Annotated in this window: 16 protein-coding genes and 1 pseudogene; 8 read left to right on the top strand and 9 right to left on the bottom strand. The window is 32.3% G+C overall.

Annotated features, from left to right (window positions below; all coding sequences use genetic code 11):
• Positions 1 to 6 precede the first annotated feature (6 nt).
• From HN894_15415 to HN894_15400, 4 genes are all read right to left on the bottom strand, one after another.
• Entirely contained in the window at positions 7 to 597 is a 591-nt protein-coding gene (locus HN894_15415; GenBank protein MBT7144711.1) for a TetR/AcrR family transcriptional regulator, read from the bottom strand.
• 131 nt (positions 598 to 728) lie between these two features.
• On the bottom strand, positions 729 to 1,271 hold the full coding sequence (locus tag HN894_15410) for a DUF502 domain-containing protein (GenBank protein ID MBT7144710.1): 543 nt from the start codon (positions 1,269 to 1,271) through the stop codon (positions 729 to 731).
• Between the two features lie 76 nt (positions 1,272 to 1,347).
• Positions 1,348 to 1,701 carry an MmcQ/YjbR family DNA-binding protein gene (locus HN894_15405; GenBank protein MBT7144709.1) on the bottom strand — a complete coding sequence of 118 codons (354 nt, stop codon included), beginning with the start codon at positions 1,699 to 1,701 and terminating at the stop codon, positions 1,348 to 1,350.
• 18 nt (positions 1,702 to 1,719) lie between these two features.
• A complete protein-coding gene (locus HN894_15400; protein MBT7144708.1) occupies positions 1,720 to 2,943 on the bottom strand; it encodes an alanine dehydrogenase in 1,224 nt (407 codons plus the stop codon).
• 232 nt (positions 2,944 to 3,175) lie between these two features.
• On the opposite strand from HN894_15400, the pseudogene HN894_15395 reads away from it, so the two are divergent.
• The 6 genes and pseudogenes from HN894_15395 to groL all read left to right on the top strand — a co-directional run bounded on the left by HN894_15395 (position 3,176) and on the right by groL (position 8,729).
• Positions 3,176 to 4,417, top strand: a pseudogene (locus tag HN894_15395) (sigma-54-dependent Fis family transcriptional regulator).
• Between the two features lie 115 nt (positions 4,418 to 4,532).
• The gene (locus HN894_15390) at positions 4,533 to 5,042 is read left to right on the top strand and encodes an LptE family protein (GenBank protein MBT7144707.1); all 510 of its coding nucleotides are present in this window, start codon (positions 4,533 to 4,535) and stop codon (positions 5,040 to 5,042) included.
• A gap of 68 nt (positions 5,043 to 5,110) precedes the next feature.
• A complete protein-coding gene (locus tag HN894_15385) occupies positions 5,111 to 6,046 on the top strand; it encodes a hypothetical protein (GenBank protein ID MBT7144706.1) in 936 nt (311 codons plus the stop codon).
• Between the two features lie 11 nt (positions 6,047 to 6,057).
• The gene (secG, locus tag HN894_15380; protein MBT7144705.1) at positions 6,058 to 6,420 is read left to right on the top strand and encodes a preprotein translocase subunit SecG; all 363 of its coding nucleotides are present in this window, start codon (positions 6,058 to 6,060) and stop codon (positions 6,418 to 6,420) included.
• A 348-nt stretch (positions 6,421 to 6,768) separates the two neighbouring features.
• Positions 6,769 to 7,038 (top strand): co-chaperone GroES, encoded by a 270-nt coding sequence (locus HN894_15375; protein ID MBT7144704.1) that lies wholly within the window; start codon positions 6,769 to 6,771, stop codon positions 7,036 to 7,038.
• 53 nt (positions 7,039 to 7,091) lie between these two features.
• Complete coding sequence (groL, locus tag HN894_15370) at positions 7,092 to 8,729, top strand: chaperonin GroEL (protein ID MBT7144703.1); 1,638 nt, start codon at positions 7,092 to 7,094, stop codon at positions 8,727 to 8,729.
• Positions 8,730 to 8,857: 128 nt separating this feature from the next.
• On the opposite strand, the gene HN894_15365 is transcribed toward groL, so the two are convergent.
• Positions 8,858 to 11,002 carry an HDIG domain-containing protein gene (locus tag HN894_15365; GenBank protein ID MBT7144702.1) on the bottom strand — a complete coding sequence of 715 codons (2,145 nt, stop codon included), beginning with the start codon at positions 11,000 to 11,002 and terminating at the stop codon, positions 8,858 to 8,860.
• A gap of 385 nt (positions 11,003 to 11,387) precedes the next feature.
• Between HN894_15365 and moeB the strand changes: the two genes are divergently transcribed.
• Together moeB and HN894_15355 are read left to right on the top strand one after the other, a co-directional pair.
• Positions 11,388 to 12,500 carry a molybdopterin-synthase adenylyltransferase MoeB gene (gene moeB, locus HN894_15360; GenBank protein ID MBT7144701.1) on the top strand — a complete coding sequence of 371 codons (1,113 nt, stop codon included), beginning with the start codon at positions 11,388 to 11,390 and terminating at the stop codon, positions 12,498 to 12,500.
• 98 nt (positions 12,501 to 12,598) lie between these two features.
• Positions 12,599 to 14,401: a M20/M25/M40 family metallo-hydrolase gene (locus HN894_15355; GenBank protein ID MBT7144700.1), complete on the top strand. Its 1,803-nt coding sequence runs from the start codon at positions 12,599 to 12,601 to the stop codon at positions 14,399 to 14,401.
• A gap of 87 nt (positions 14,402 to 14,488) precedes the next feature.
• On the opposite strand, the gene HN894_15350 is transcribed toward HN894_15355, so the two are convergent.
• From HN894_15350 to HN894_15335, 4 genes are all read right to left on the bottom strand, one after another.
• Complete coding sequence (locus tag HN894_15350) at positions 14,489 to 15,235, bottom strand: hypothetical protein (GenBank protein MBT7144699.1); 747 nt, start codon at positions 15,233 to 15,235, stop codon at positions 14,489 to 14,491.
• Between the two features lie 282 nt (positions 15,236 to 15,517).
• Positions 15,518 to 16,276 carry an SDR family oxidoreductase gene (locus HN894_15345; protein MBT7144698.1) on the bottom strand — a complete coding sequence of 253 codons (759 nt, stop codon included), beginning with the start codon at positions 16,274 to 16,276 and terminating at the stop codon, positions 15,518 to 15,520.
• Between the two features lie 27 nt (positions 16,277 to 16,303).
• The gene (locus HN894_15340; GenBank protein ID MBT7144697.1) at positions 16,304 to 16,759 is read right to left on the bottom strand and encodes a hypothetical protein; all 456 of its coding nucleotides are present in this window, start codon (positions 16,757 to 16,759) and stop codon (positions 16,304 to 16,306) included.
• Positions 16,760 to 16,950: 191 nt separating this feature from the next.
• Positions 16,951 to 17,361, bottom strand: a 411-nt coding sequence (locus HN894_15335) for a WG repeat-containing protein (GenBank protein MBT7144696.1), incomplete at its 5' end; no start/stop codon positions are given.

Raw genomic sequence — 17,361 nt, 5'->3', positions numbered from 1 at the left:
TTATTTCTAATCAATTTTTAGTAAATAATTATTAAGTATATTCTGAAACAGATGAAGTGGTTCAATTCTACTTGTGCTTTGCATTCTTAAAACTGCGCCTTCCCAACAATAAACTATTGTCTGAGCAATTTCATTCTTGTTCAATGCAGATCGAATGTTTGAATTTAGTTTCGATTTCCTAAGGCAATAAGCATGAGACTCAATTATTTGACAATAAACTTCATTAGATGATTTTCTTATTTTGGGATATTTATCTCCAACCTCAGAGTTTATCTTGCTGGCAAAGGAGCCATAAGGAAATGCTCCGGTGTTCTCATATGATTCAACAAAATCGTGATACATTTTTTTTATTCGCTTGTCAGGTTCTATCGATTTATTTCTCAAATAATTGTCAATACAATCACAAACTTTGAAAGAGTAATCTTTCATTACTTCTATCATAAAAGCCTCTTTACTTTCAAAATAATGATAGAAGGAGCCCTTCGGAATTCTCGCAACTTTAATAATTTCATTAATGCTTGTCCCATTGTAACCGAATTTGTCAAATAAGTCGAAGCCTACCCTAATTATTTTTCCCCTTTTCCCATTTTCTTTCATTTTACAAATATATGACCGATTGGTCTGGTTTCAAAATTTTATTTTTTGGTAAATGTTATCTTATTAGAGCATGAGTTTATTGCTGACAAAATGCAAACATGTTGTTGTAAAATCAGCGTGTAGAAGTTTAACTACATCTTAGTAACCCCACCAGAAACAATAAACTTCATAATTTCTGCGGGATGTACGTCTAATGGTTTTACATTTTCTTTCGGAACAATAATTAACTCGCCAAGAACTCCATAAGAGCTTGGAAGATAGACTGCAATTTTGTTTTCGATACCTAATTCCGATAAGTCTTTTTCTGTAATAAATCCAAGTCGTTCTACCGAAGCTTGTTCATTAATTTTTACGAGAACGGGATTTCTGAATTTTTTCTCTTTTCCTACAAAGGCAGATAATAAATCTTTGACAGCAGAATAAACAATTTTTATCAATGGAGCTTTTTTCAGCAAGCCATCAAAAAATGTATAAATAGGTTTTGTAATTATTAATTGCCCAAAAAATCCAACAATAGTAACTAAAACTAAAATAACCAAAAGTCCAATGCCAGGAATATCTATAGGAATTAAGTTATCTAAAAATAAAAATGAAACAACTAAAACATATATTGAAACTGCAAGTGGGACCGTGTATAGAAGTCCTTGTAAAAAATAGCTTATGATTTTTTTCATTTGAAATATTTAAATTTGGAAATTGGGCTGGCAAAATATTATTAATAATCAATATTCAATAATCAATATTCAATATTCAATTACTACTGAGTTCTTTTTGCTTATACTTTGGCATTTTGCTAACAATAATATTATACGATCCATCTATCCATTTCGAAAGCATACTGTCAGGAATTGAGCCGTCTATTATTATTGTATTCCAGTGTTTTTTGCTCATATGGTATCCCGGAATTACTGCTTCGTATTGCTCCCTAAGCTCAATAGCTTTTTCCGGATCAAATTTTAGATTTATCCTGAAATCACTTTCAGTATCAGTTAAAGCGAACATTTTGTCCAAAACTTTGAAAACTAAAGTTGTTTCATCGAATGGGAATGATTCGCTTACTCCTTTTTTCGATAAGCAATATTCTCTGAACGATTCAATATTCATTTTAGTAAATTTAAGTTTTTATAAAGCTGCCATAATTAAGTCAAAATCTTTTGCAGGAATGTCGAATTTATCCCCAATTTCGTAATTCGTAAGCATACCGCGATATATATAAGTGCCATTTCTTATTCCGCTCTCTTTTCTCAATAAATTATTAATTCCTCCCGCTTCGGCAATACTCAGCAAAATTGGCGTAATAATATTACTTAAAGCATAGGATGCAGTTCGACCAACTCTTGACGAAATGTTAGGTACACAATAATGAACTACACCATGCTTAATATATACAGGATTCTTAAGATCAGTAAGTTTAGAGGTTTCAAAGCACCCTCCTTGATCTATGCTAATATCAATAATTACAGAGCCTCTTTTCATATTTTTAACCATATCTTCGCTCACGAAAAACTTGCGATTGCTGATAGAAGGATTTATTGCACCAATCACAACATCGGCAGTTTTTAAAGCATTATTAAGAATTTTTGGCTGAAGAACCGATGTGAATATTGGATGTTTTATGTTGTTTTGTAGTCTTTCTAATTTTAGAAAAGATTTATCAAATATTTTTACTAAAGCTCCAAGTCCGATGGCAGTTTTGGCTGCATATTCGCCGGCAATTCCAGCTCCAATTATCACAATTTCTGTAGGATTTATGCCGGTTATTCCTCCTAACATTTTTCCAATGCCATTGTGTACATTGCTCAAATATTCAGAAGCTATAAGTATTGAAGTACTGCCAACAATTTGGCTCATAGAACGCAATATAGGATGAATATTATTTCTGTCTTTTAAATACTCGAAAGAAATTGCGCTTAGTTTTTTTTGCATTAAACTCCTAAAATATTTTTGGTCTTGAGAAACAATATTTATTGGAGACATAATTAATTGATTTCCTCGAAGCAAACCTATTTCTTTTTCTGATAATGGCGAAACTTTCAAAATGATATCACTTCTCAGAACTTCTTCTAATTCGTTTATTATAATTCCTCCAGAATCTGCAAAATCCTTATCTGTAAAATTTATTGAATTTCCTGCATTAGATTGAATCAAAACTTTATGGCCATTATTTACTAATAATTCAACATCAAGAGGAGTAAGGCAAATCCTATTTTCAGTTTCACTGTTCTCTTTAGGGATGCCAATTATTAGTTCCGCATTTTGGGTTCTAATTTCCAGCATTTCTTCTTGTGGCAAGAGTTTTTCTTTTGCAAGAATCAAATTTTTCGATATCGGATTATTCTCATCCATTTTTTACATTATCAAAATAAAATTCGTTAAATTAAGTAAAATTACAAAAATATTACAAATTTTGACAATCTAATAAGTAAAAAATATTTCACTTCTGAAAATGATATTTATCTTGATGATAAACTAATCAATTACTTTTAATAAATTTATATACAGAATACAACAGACCGACAAATTTTCAGTTTCTTCAAAATATTGTAAATTTGCAATTATTATTGATTTTAATACTTTTATGGATATTGAAAAAATAAAACAACGATTCGGGATTTTAGGAAATTCTGCAAGTTTGCATCGAGCTATTGATATTGCCTTTCAGGTAGCTCCAACAGATTTGTCGGTATTGATAAGTGGCGAAAGTGGCACTGGTAAAGAGGTTTTTCCTAAGATTATCCACAAATTTAGTACTCGAAAACATGGCAAATATATAGCGGTGAATTGTGGTGCAATTCCGGAAGGAACTATCGACTCGGAGCTTTTTGGACACTAAAAAGGAGCATTTACAGGTGCAACAGACCATAGAAAAGGATATTTTGAAGTAGCCGATAAAGGAACAATTTTTCTCGACGAAGTTGGCGAATTACCTCTACCAACACAAGTACGGTTGCTGAGAGTTTTAGAAACCGGCGAATTTATTAAAGTTGGCTCTTCACTTGTTCAAAAAACTGAAGTTAGAATAATAGCAGCTACAAATTTAGATATCCCAAAAGCAATAAATGATAATAAGTTTCGCGAAGATCTATATTACAGACTTAACTCGGTACCAATAAATATTTTGCCTCTTCGCGAAAGAAATCAAGATGTTTATTTGCTATTCAGAAAATTTGCATACGATTTTGCTGAGCGCTACAGAATGCCGGCAGTGAAGCTCAACGAAGAAGCTCGTTTGGTATTAGAAAAATACCGGTGGCCCGGAAATGTCAGGCAATTGAAGAATATTACCGAACAAATATCAGTTATTGAACAAAATAGAGACATTTCGGCAGACACTATGAGGAAATATTTGCCAAATAAACAAATGCCAAAACTTCCAGCTCTTTACAATAAATCTATCGATGAAAAAACATTTGCCAACGAGCGTGAGATTTTATATCAGGTTCTATTCGATATGAAAAAAAACATGAACGATATGGGAAACGATATGAACGATTTGAAAAAACTTGTTCATGAAATAATTGAAAATGGTACCGAAAAAATTAATCTAACTGACGAATATTCAAATACAATTAAGAATATTCAAAACGATTTTCAATCCAAACCTTCTGTAAACGAAACTATTGACATAAAGCCTGTTGAAGAACATAATGTTGAAGATACTGAAATTTATGTTGAAGAATCACTTTCTATTGTCGATAAGGAGATTGAGCTAATCAAAAAGGCACTTAAAAAACACAATGGGAAACGAAAAAATGCAGCCTTCGATTTAGGTATTTCGGAACGAACTTTATATAGAAAAATAAAAGAGTATGATATTTGAGTTTGTAAAGTTGAAGGTTTTAAATTATAAAGTTTGTAAAGTTTAAAGTTTGTAAAGTCGAGTATTCTGTTATGTTTTGTGAATTCCTATTTTCCAATTTCTAATTTCAAAGCACATGAAAATTGTCAAACTGACATTTAGTCTTATTTTTATAATTATTTTTGCACAAAGTTGTAAAATCAGTTATTCTTTGTCGGGAGCCTCAATTCCTGCCGATGCAAAAACAGTTTCTGTAGAATATTTCCCGAATCAAGCGCCTCTTGTTCAGCCAAGCTTAAGCCAAAAGCTGACAGATGATTTGAAAGATAAGTTCGTGTCGCAAACTAGTTTAGAATTAATAAACGGAACCGGCGATTTGCATTTTCAAGGAGAAATTGTTGATTATAATACAAAACCTATTGATATTCAGAGCAATGAAACAGCCGCTTCGAACAGATTGACTATAAAAATTCATGTAATATTTACTAATTCTAAAGATCCGCAATTCGATTTCGATACAACTTTCGAAAGGTATGAAGACTATTCTAGCTCCGAAGAACTCAACTCAGTAGAAGAAAGTTTAATCGAAACAATAGTTGAACAAATTATTGACGATATTTTTAATAAAGCCGTAGTAAATTGGTAACCAAATTATAATTGATTTTTTTAAATAAAAATAGTCTCCCTAAAAAATGAGTTTTCAATTATCAAAGCATGAATAGATCAGATTTTATCAAATATATGCAGTTCCCTGAAAAACTTGATGAAGCAAGTCTTTTCAAAATATTTGAATTGATAAAAGAATATCCATATTTTCAGACTGCTCATTTGCTGCTTCTGAAAAATCTGCACAATCAAGATAACATAAAGTTTAACAAGCAGTTAAAGATTTCATCGAGCCATATTGCAAGCAGGAAAAAACTTTTCTATTTGCTGAATGATGAAAATTCTAACAAATTTCTGTCCGATAAATTGAAAGATTATTCTGTTGATTCGAATGAAAGAATTTCTATTTCTGAAGCAAGAAATCAACAGCAAAAAATTGCGGAAGAATTACGATTAAAATATTTAAAAGATTTACATTCAGACGAAAATGAGCCGAATGAAAATATTAATTCAAACTTAGAAAGCGAAAACCCAAAAAAAAATATACAAAATCCTGTAGAATCAGAGATAGAATTTATTGATGAAACTAAAATTGCTCAACAAAAAGATCAGAGCAAGTCGCACATAAAGGAGGAAGAATCATCTAATATTGAAAATGAAGCAGAAAAATCTGTTTTACCTCAACCAAATGACAGATTCTCAGAATTTCCTGATTTAGAAACACAAAATTCTTCGAATAATTATTTCGAGAAATCTGATGTTACAGAAGACAATGGCAAGTCTTTAATTGATGCTTTCATTAAAAATTCGCCACGAATTGAAGTGTCAAAAAATCGTGCCGGCACGCAAATAGATAGGTCAAAAGCGAGCGAAATGGAAGATCCCAATCTTATAACCGAAACATTAGCAAAGGTTTACATAAAGCAAAAACACTATTCTAAAGCCTTAAAAATTTATGATAAATTAATTTTGAAATATCCACAAAAAAACATTTATTTTGCGGCTCGAAAGAAAGAAGTTGAAAATATTGTTAAAAATTTATAAATAAAGTAGATATGTATTATTTAGTAACAGGATTAATATTAGTTGCCAGTGTATTGCTTGTATTAATTGTTTTAGTTCAAAATTCGAAAGGTGGCGGCTTAGCTTCAAATTTTGCCTCTTCAAATCAGGTAATGGGAGTAAGAAAAACTGCCGATTTTTTGGAAAAAGCCACATGGGGTTTAGCCATTTCTTTGTTGGTTTTCAGTCTTGTAGCTACTATGTCGATTCCTCGCAACGAATCTGATATTGTAAGTACTTCGTTGATGCAAGAGCAAATAGAAAATGCACCTCAACCCGGAGCTATTCCTAATTTACCAACTGCAACTCCTGAAACTGCAACTCCCGAAAACGAAACGCCTCCAGCAGGGGAATAAAAAAAATATTGTGTTTTAAAAGAAATGTCAGCATGTCATATTTGCTGACATTTTTTTTTGTACAATACTTTAGTGAGCTTATAATTTGTTGATATTTATTGTATTACTGTCATAATTTCAGGGCAAACAGGTTTTTGCTCTAATGAAAAAATGTCGTATTATGCATAAATGATTTTCAATTATTCAAAACAATCGTAAAGATAAAGCTCTGTATTACAGGCGTATAGTAAATGCGTCAATATTTTATTTCAAACAAAAAAAATCAATTTATTTTTGGCATAAAATATGATAAATGCCGATCCAAAATTGACTTATGTATAATTAAATAATGTATTAGAAATGACAAAAATTAGTATTAAACCATTAGGAACAAGAGTATTGATTGAACCAATGGAAGCTGAGCAAAAAACAGTTGGCGGAATTATTATTCCTGATTCAGCACAAGAGAAACCACAAAGAGGAACTATTGTATCAGCAGGACAAGGAACTGCAGATGAGAAAATGGAATTGAAAGTTGGAGATAAAGTTTTATACGGCAAATATTCTGGTACTGAGCTTGAATTTGAAGGAAACAAATATTTAATAATGTCTCAATCAGATGTTCTTGCAATAATTTAGTACATAATAGTAAAAAAGTAAAATAAAGTTTAAAAAGTCGAAAAATAGAAAAAATGGCAAAAGAAATAAAATTTGATATAGAAGCTCGCGATTTATTAAAAAAAGGGGTTGACGAATTAGCAAATGCAGTAAAAGTAACATTAGGACCTAAAGGAAGAAATGTTGTTATTGATAAAAAATTTGGTGCACCTTTGATTACCAAAGATGGGGTAACTGTTGCAAAAGAAATTGAACTCGAAGGAACTATTGAAAATCTTGGAGCTCAGATGGTAAAAGAAGTTGCTTCTAAAACCAACGACGATGCCGGTGATGGTACTACAACCGCTACAGTTCTTGCACAATCAATTATTAGTGTTGGCTTAAAAAATGTTACAGCCGGAGCAAATCCAATGGATTTGAAACGTGGTATCGACAAAGCTGTTGCTAAAGTTGTAGAAAACTTAAAATCTCTTTCTAAAGAAGTTGGTGATGATATTAGTAAAATTGAGCAAGTAGCTTCGGTATCGGCAAACAACGATAGTTCTATTGGAAAATTGGTTGCAACTGCAATGGATAAAGTGAATAAAGAAGGTGTAATTACAGTAGAAGAAGCAAAAGGAACAGAAACTCATGTTGAAGTTGTTGAAGGTATGCAATTCGATAGAGGATATATTTCTCCTTATTTTATTACCGATTCTGAAAAAATGGAAACAGTTCTTGAGAATCCGTATATATTAATGTACGACAAGAAAATTTCAACAATGAAAGATTTGCTTCCAATTTTAGAACCAGCTGCACAATCAGGTCGTCCGTTGATGATTATTGCTGAAGATATTGATGGCGAAGCATTAGCTACTCTCGTAGTAAACAAAATTCGTGGTTCATTAAAAATTGCAGCCGTTAAAGCTCCTGGTTTTGGCGACAGAAGAAAAGAAATGTTAGAAGATATTGCAATTTTGACAGGTGGAACAGTAATTTCGGAAGAGAAAGGATTAAAACTTGAAGGAACTACATTAGAAATGCTTGGTGGAGCCGAAAAAATTGTAATTGATAAAGACAATACAATTGTTGTAAACGGTTCAGGAAATGCTGAAAATATCGGAGCAAGAATTTCTCAAATCAAAGCACAAATCGAGACAACAAGTTCAGACTACGATAAAGAAAAGTTACAAGAAAGATTAGCAAAATTGGCTGGCGGTGTAGCAGTTCTTTATGTTGGTGCTGCAACAGAAGTTGAAATGAAAGAGAAAAAAGCAAGAGTAGAAGATGCCCTTAGTGCAACTCGTGCAGCTGTTGAAGAAGGAATAGTTCCAGGAGGTGGAGTAGCACTTATTCGCTCAATAAAAGGCTTAGAAAAACTTAAAATTGAAAACGAAGACCAAAAGACAGGTATTGCAATAATCCGTAGAGCTGTTGAAGAACCACTACGCCAGATTGTAGAAAATTCAGGTCTTGAAGGTTCAGTTATTGTTCAACAAGTCAAAAATAGCAAAAGTGCAATTGGATATAATGCTCGAACAAATAAATTTGAAAACTTATTCCGCTCAGGTGTAATTGATCCTACAAAAGTTACACGTGTAGCTATCGAAAATGCAGCTTCTATTGCAGGTATGTTGCTAACTACCGAATGTGTTTTAGCAGATGTAAAAGAAAGCGAACCAGCTATGCCACCAATGAATCCAGGAATGGGTGGAATGGGTGGAATGATGTAAAATATTCCCATTTAGAAAAAAAATCCTCTTTGTTCGCTCAAAGGGGATTTTTTTTTGATTACTTTTATTTCGATTGTGGAAAGCCTTAGCATGAATCAATCTATAGGTCTTATCAAATAAGGCAGAAATTATTGAACCTCAGTTTTTTTCAATTTAGGATATTCGATACGGGCATGATAGATGTTTTTTAGTTTCGACAAAAATATCTCTTTAATTGTAGAAATATCTTTGAATGTTACATCTGCATCTTCATACTGACCTTCTTTTAGTTGATAATTTATTATATTGTCAATCAGTTCTATAAGATTTTTCTCGCTAACTTTTTTCAAGCTTCTTGAAGCGGCTTCAATAGAATCAGCCATCATAACTACAACTGTCTCTTTCGACATTGGAATTGGACCGGGATAAGAAAATTTACTTATGTCGATATCTTCCTCGGGATTATCATTTATAAACGAGCGGTAGAAATATTGCACCGTAGAATTGCCATGATGTGTTTCTATAAAATCAATAATTTGTGCCGGTAAACGGTGCTTTTTAGCAATCCTCACACCCTCAGTAACATGGCTGATTATAATCATTGCACTTTCTTCAAAACTTTTTTCCTTGTGTGGATTTATGTCTGAAGTTTGATTTTCGATGAAAAACTGCGGATTTTGGGTTTTCCCAATATCGTGATATAGTGCTCCTGTGCGTGCAAGTAGCGAATTCCCTCCAATTTTTCTGATTGCAGCTTCGGCCAAATTTGCCACTTGAATGGAATGTTGAAAAGTACCGGGAGCATCCTCAGCAAGTTTTCGCAAAAGCGGACTATTTGTATCTGAAAGTTCCATCAACGACTGTTCTGAAATGAAACCGAATAGTTTTTCGAAAATATAAATCAATGGATATGATGACAAAAGAAGTAAGCTATTTATGGCAAACCATGCAAAATTATAAACATTTATTGCCGAGAAATTTCCTTCCTGAATAATTGCAAATCCTAGATATAAAACACTGTACGCAATAAATACAACTAAAGCTGAAAGAAACAACTGTCCTCGTTTGTAGTTGTTTGCAAGAGTGAAAATTGCAACTACACCTGTACTAAACTGAAGAAAAACAAACTCGAATCCATTTGGAGCTAAAAAACCAATCAGTAAAATAGAAATAATATGAATAAACAGAGCTAATCTTGCATCGTAGAATGTGCGTAAAATTATGGGCAATATTGCAAAAGGAACAATATAAATACTAATGTTTTCAATTTTTATTATCAGTACTGCAAGGCTTATTATTAGAATAATTATTAATAAAATAAAAAATGTTTTGTGCCAATCGTATAGTATTTCTTTCCTGAAATTGAATAGAAACAAAAAAAGTATAAAAATGGTAGAAAATATTAAAATAATTTGACCAAAAATTATCAAATAATAATTGCTCGAATTTCCAAGAGAGCTTTCAAACTCCTTTTTTAAAGACTCCAGAATTTTATAAGCATCGTCGTGTACAACCTCACCTTTCGAGATTATTCGTTCGCCAGACTGCACCATTCCGTAGGTTACAGAAATATTTTCGGTCAGGTTAGCTTTTATTTTATTTGAAGTTTCTTCGTCGTAAGAAAAATTAGGATGAATAAATTCGTTAATATTTATTTGATTTAGTAGTTTAGGTTCAACTAAAGTATCGCTGTTTTGTTCGGCAAATTTTTCAATCTCGTCTTTAGAATATTCATAAGCTAATTTTGGGGTAAATACTTCCGATACTTTGACTTCTTCGGCATGATTTGCAATTACGAGAACCAATCTGCTTTTTTCGTTTAGCTCTTTTATTTCATCGTGGCTCACAATTCCTTTCACATAAATTTTATCTAAAAGGCTTTTATAAAACAGCAAGTAAGAATTTTTTATTGAATCGAAATTGGTTTTCTCTTCGGAAGAATCTGAAAATTGTGATAAAAAATCTTCTATATTCTTTTTCCAAACATCTTCAAAATGATTATTAAACTGTTTGAATTGAAGGGTTTGAGCTTTATCATCGAATTGAAAATATGGATAAAAATCCTTCAATATACTTTCTTTTTGTTGCTCAATTTCGATATCAGATTTTAGAATTGCAAAATCCATGGGAGCTATCAAATCTTCGTGTAGCCATGGTTTTCCTTTCTGAAATTCATATCTGAATTTGCCCTCTTTCGGGAACAGATAAACTATAATTGCAATACTTACTAAAAATAATATTACTTTATATATTATAGTTGAATAATTTCTAATATTTTCTATCCACTTCATCATCCTCAAATTTTTTACAAAGTCAAAACAAAACTAATATTAGATATTCTAATAGCAAAATATATTTGCTTATTCTACAAATTCTATTTGATAGTTCATTTAGGGGACTTCTAAAAATAGTAAATTTCAAGGCGTAAGAAATTTTAAGACCGCAGTTTACCATTGTAAATGAGGATTTTAAAATTTCGAAACAACGAAGAAATTTGCATTTTTAGATGTTCCCTTTAGTCAATAAAATTTGAGTTTGAGAAATCTTATACTTTTGTGCTTGAAAATTGAAAATGTACTTTGAAATATTTTGTGTTATTTTTTAGTCTCATAGAAATATTGGATTCGATAAGAACTATAATTCTTTGGTCTAAAAAACATAAAATTATAATCTATTAAAATGGTTTTAAACAATATAGAATTACAACGTTACAATAGGCATATAATAATGCCGGAAATTGGATTAAAGGGGCAGCAAAAACTTAAAAATGCTAAAGTTCTTGTTGTAGGTGCCGGTGGTTTGGGTTGTCCGGTTTTGCAATATCTCAGCGCTGCCGGAATAGGAACAATTGGCATTGTAGATTTCGATATTGTTAGCGAAAGCAATCTTCAGCGTCAAATTCTGTTCGACACAAACGATATTGGTAAACCAAAAGTTAAAGTTGCAAAGGAAAAACTTTCCGCTCAAAATCCCTTTGTGAAATTTGAAATTCATAATACAAAACTTAGCCGAGAAAATGTTTTGGAAATTTTCAGCAACTACGAAATAATTATTGATGGTTCCGACAATTTTCCTACAAGATATTTAATAAACGATGCTTGTGTAATCCTTAGTAAACCACTGGTTTTTGGTGCGATTTATAAATTCATCGGACAAGCCTCGGTTTTTAATTATAAAGGAGGACCTACCTACCGATGCTTATTTCCGGAGCAACCCGAAACAGACGATGTGCCAACTTGTTCTACAATTGGAGTTCTCGGAGTGATGCCTGGCATGATAGGAACTATTCAAGCAAACGAAGCCATAAAAATTGCTCTTGATATTGGAAAAACTTTAAGTGGTAAATTATTGCAAATTGATGCTCTAAATTTTAGTACAAATATTATCACTTTCAAGCGTAATCCGGAAGTTGCAAATGTTACTGAATTGGGCGAATATTTCGACTTTTGCGAACCGGAAAATGAAACTAAAATAAATAGTATTTCTCCAGATGAATTGTATAAATTGATTCAAAAAAAATCGGAACCTTACATTATTGACATTCGAGAAAAGCATCAATTCGAAGATTACAATATTGGCGGCAAATGTTATGAAGTTTCCTATCTATTTGATAATCTGAACGAAATTCCTGCAAATCGAAAAGTTGTTATAGTCTGCGAATTTGGAGAAAAAAGTCTCGCCGTAGTCGAATACCTTCAAGAAAACGAAAATTTCTTAAATGTTTATAATCTTGAAGGAGGGGTGCAGGCTTGGATAAGTGAATATTTTCCATTTTGTGAAAAAAAAAAATAGAAAAAAATTTGATTGTATTCACTTTAAAGCACATTCAATATTTCAATTTTGCAACAACAATCTTTTATATATTTGTCAAAAAATATAAAAGAATATTTATGAAAAACATAAAACTGATATTGTTTGTAATGCTGATAATAACAGCATGTAACACAGCAAATTTAGAAAAAAACACAGTCAATAGTTCAGCAGTATTAGATATTACTATTCCGGAATTAAAAGAGCATATTTTATATCTGGCATCGGAGGAATGTGCTGGCAGAAAACCCGGAACCGAAGGAGATTTTTATGCTTCGAATTATATTCGTCAACAGTTTCAAAACTATGGATTAGAGCTATTGGCTGAAGGTGCCTTCCAAAAATTTGAGGTGATAAAAGACATAGAGCTTGGCGAAAATAACAACTTGAAAATTAATGATTTTTCAGCGAAATTGAATGAAGATTTCGTGCCATTTTCGTTCACGAAAAATTGTTTGACGAAAGCCAGAGTAGTTTTTGCAGGCTATGGAATTTCACTTAAAACCGACAGCATAGTTTGGGACGATTATGCAAACATTGATGTAAAAGACAAATGGGTAATGATTTTGAGAGGAGATCCCGATATGGACAATCCGAAAAGCAAATTTGTTGAGTTTGCCGACGAACGAACAAAAGTGTTGATTGCAAAAGATCATGGCGCAATTGGTGTTTTATTTGTTACAGGCGAAAAAATCGATAAAAAAGATGCACTTGTTTCATTATTTTACGACAAAAGTGAAGCAAATTCTAATATTTCGGTAATTAATATCAAACGAGAAATTGTCGATATGATATTAAAAAAATCTGGCCACACTATAAAAAGTCTGGAAGAAAATATTACCGGCAAACTACAGACTCAAAGTTTCGAAACTGATGCTATTGTAGAGGCAAACACCGAAGTAATTCAAACCAAAGCGAAAACACAAAATGTGATTGGACTGTTATCCTGCGATGAAAAAAATGCTGAATATATTGTTGTGGGAGCACACTACGACCATCTCGGCATGGGCGGGCAAGGCTCAGGTTCGCGGGTTCCCGACACTTCGGCAATTCATTTTGGAGCCGACGACAATGCATCGGGAGTGGCAGCGGTAATCGAACTTGCAGGGAAATTTGCTGAGCAAAAACATTTGCTGAAAAAGAATATTATTTTCATGGCATTTGGAGCCGAAGAAATGGGTTTGCTTGGATCTAACTATTTTGTAAATAATCCTCTAATCGAAATTGATAAAATTGATGCAATGATAAATTTCGATATGCTTGGCAGGCTAAAACCAGATTCAAGAAGCTTGTTGATTGGCGGCACTGGTACTTCATTTGAGGCAGATTCCATAATAAAATCTGTTGCAAATAATTATGATTTAGATTTAAGTTTATCGCCTGAAGGTTATGGTGCATCAGACCATTCTTCCTTTTATGCCAAAGATATTCCGGTATCTTTTATTTCCACAGGTGCACATAAAGACTATCATACACCTCAGGACACCACAGGGGCAATCAATTTTGAGGGACTGAAAGAAGTCTCCGATTTTTCGTACGATTTGGTATCTGCTTTTGCATTTACAGACAGAAGTTTAACTTTTAATGAAGCAGGCCCTAAAAGTAGGTCGGGAGCTGCCGGAAAATATAAAGTTACCTTAGGAATTATGCCAGATTTTGCTCAATCAGATAACAATGGATTGAGAGTTGAGGTAGTGAGAAAGGGTGGACCTGCATTTGGCGGCGGAATGAAGGATGGCGATATTATAATAAAAATGAACGGGAAATCTGTTTCGAATATTTATGATTATATGGCTCGCCTGAAAGTGCTAAATGCCGGAGAAACAGTTACAGTAGATGTATTAAGAGAGGAGAAAGAAGAGGTTTTGATTATTCAGTTGTAATTTTAAAATGAATAAGCAATAATGAATTTTGAATGATGAATAAAAGAAATTTGGAATTCGAAAACGGTGTTCAATATTCGAAATTTATTATTTCCTCCTGATTCTTTTGCGCTCTTTTTTGATAGTTCTTTTGTTTCTGCCCATTGCTTTTGTTTCGTAATACGATTTTCGCATTTTTAGATGATAACGAAGACCTAACGAAAAGCTAAAATATGGTTTTAGAAGAACTGCATTTCCATAATCTTTGTTCAGTTGTGTAGCAAGCGAAAATTTTGTTTCGGCAAAAATAGAAGTTCTGCGAAACTCAGTTTTGATTCCTCCGCCGGCATTTGCAGTAATTTGATAGCTCGAATTTACCACTCCATCAACGTAAGTTTCAGGATAATATTCAATTGGGTCGAAAAAAGAAAGATTATATTCTTGCTCATAATAAAAATAACCAGCTCCGAGAAGCCCATATACTCCTAAGCCACGATCAGACATGCCAATAAAGTAGTAATGACAATGCAGAAAAGTTTCAATACTACGACCTGTAACTGCATTATAAATATTTAATGGATTCGGAAAAAGATGAATACTTGGATCTTTTTCGAGTGCTACGTCCGGAATATTTGTAATAACAGGGAAAAAGTACGAAAATCCAAAATCTACCAATATTTTTTCTTCAGTATAAGAAAGTCGAATATTACCCCCATAATGAAAATTGGCATCTTGCGAATTTGTGAACACATAGCTTGTTGGTCCAAGTCCAAGGCTAATTTGAGAATTAACATTATAAGAAAATGTTGTAATTAGAACCAATAAAAGAGTATATCTTAGAACTTTAACTTTCATTTTTTCAAAAATATTTCTACAATAAAATTGTGCTAAATTAATAAATTATAATAAATAGTGAAGTAATAATATTTAGGGCTAAATCTTTTTTTGACTTTTTGAATTAATATTTTATTTGAAACCGGAATTAATCCCAAAAATATATTTTACTAAAAGTTTACTCATTCCTGCGAAGGCAGGAATCCCTTCAAGGACTTACCTAACTCATAGAGATTCCTGCCTTCGTGGGAATGACGGTGTGGAAAACTTTCAAGTTTACAAACTTTCCACTTGTAACATTTCTCAAGTCCTCAAATAGGAAGCTCCATTAACGTCAATAATTGTACCTGTGGTATATTCAGCACCATCGGAAGCAAGAAACAATACAGCATGAGCTACTTCTTCGGCTGTTGCCATTCGTTTCATTGGCAATTCTTCAATCAATTTCATTTTTTCGCTTTCGCTTAAAGCGGTGTTTCCCATATCGGTATCAACAAATCCTGGAGCAACTACCCCAACAAAAATTCTGTATTTAGCCAAAGCTTTTGCCAATGACTGACTCATAGAATTTAGTCCGGCTTTGCTGGCACCATAAGCAGGGTTCTTGGGTTCGCCACGAAATGCACCTCTCGACGAAACATTAACTATTTTCCCACCTCCGTTTTTTATCATTTTTTGAGAAGCCCAAAAACATAAATTCGCCGATGCAATTAAATTTACATCAATGGTTTCTTTCCATAGTTTTTTCCACTCCGAGAAATCAACTTCGTCAATTGGGTGGTATTTATAAATTCCTGCATTATTTACGAGAATGTCAATCTTTTCGAATTGGCTCTCATATTCGCTGAAAAGTTTTTGCAAATCCTTGTCTTTACTTACATCTGCTTTTATAGCAAAATGATCATCGCCTTCCATCTCTGATAAAGTTTGCTCTGCTGCTTTTTTGTCAGATTTGTAATTTATTGCAACTTTTGCTCCTAATCTCGAAAATGCAATTGCACAGGCTTTCCCAATTCCTCTTGAACCTCCGGTTATCAATATGTTTTTTCCGTTAAAATTCATATTTCAAATTTTTATGTATTCTTATTTTCAAGTAGTATTATTTAAAACAGTAGTTTGCAATTCAGCTTCTATTTTTTCAGCAACTTTATTAATAAAGTCCTTATCTCCTTTCAGAATTTCTATCTTTTTATTGGGCATTATTAAAATAAGTTTATAAACAATTTGGCTATTATTTCTAGCTATTGATACAACATTCATGCTTTGAGACTCGGTAATCTTAATTATTTGAAGGTATTTTACAGAACTAATATCTTCCCAATTGCCCTTTTTTATTCCCAAAAAACCTATGTATATTTTTAGTTTTTTCCTGCTTGCGTCAATTAATATTCCTGACTTAATAAATAGGAAAAAAAAGGAAACTACTAAAAATATTATTCCAATCCAGTCTAATAGTATAATTCTCCAAACTCCTACACCAAGAAATAATATTCCTAAATAAATGAAATTTGGAGGTAGTTTTCCTGTTTTAAAATTTAATATCATATTATTTCATCATTATAAAAAACAGGACAAATATAATAGGGACTTCTAAAAATAGCAAAATTCAAGGCTTAAGAAATGTTAATAGTGGAGTTTACTTCTGTAAATGAGCATATTAAAATATATAAACAAGGCAAAGTTTGCATTTTTAGAAGTTTCGTAATGTTTGAAAACATTTATAAGAGATAATCGATTTAAGGCTTTTTTATTTCTGATTTTTTGTTTCCATTAACACCTTCAATTTTTTCCCCACTTTCAATTTTTTCATATTGAGGATTTACAATTTCTTTACCAGAAGTATTGATAAAACCACATAAATCGTCTTTTTTTACAAGTGCCCACTCTGGGTGCAGTTCTCCAAATTTTTCAATTTCATTGTATTTCGTTGGAACAATTTCTTTCCCCAAACTATTAATAAATCCTAAACCCTCATCATTCATAACAAGAGCCCAAGCTGGGTGGTTTTCTCCAAATTTCTCTATTCTTTTATATTTTGGTTGTACTATTTCCTTACCCGAACTGTTAATAAATCCTAATCCCTCATCATTCATAACAAGAGCCCAAGCTGGGTGGTTTTCTCCAAATTTCTCTATTCTTTTATATTT

The sequence above is a fragment of the Bacteroidota bacterium genome, assembly GCA_018692315.1.
Taxonomy (GTDB): Bacteria; Bacteroidota; Bacteroidia; order Bacteroidales; family JABHKC01; genus JABHKC01.
The sequence above is the reverse complement of the archived record's forward strand: the minus strand, read 5'-3'. Positions and strand labels throughout refer to the sequence as shown.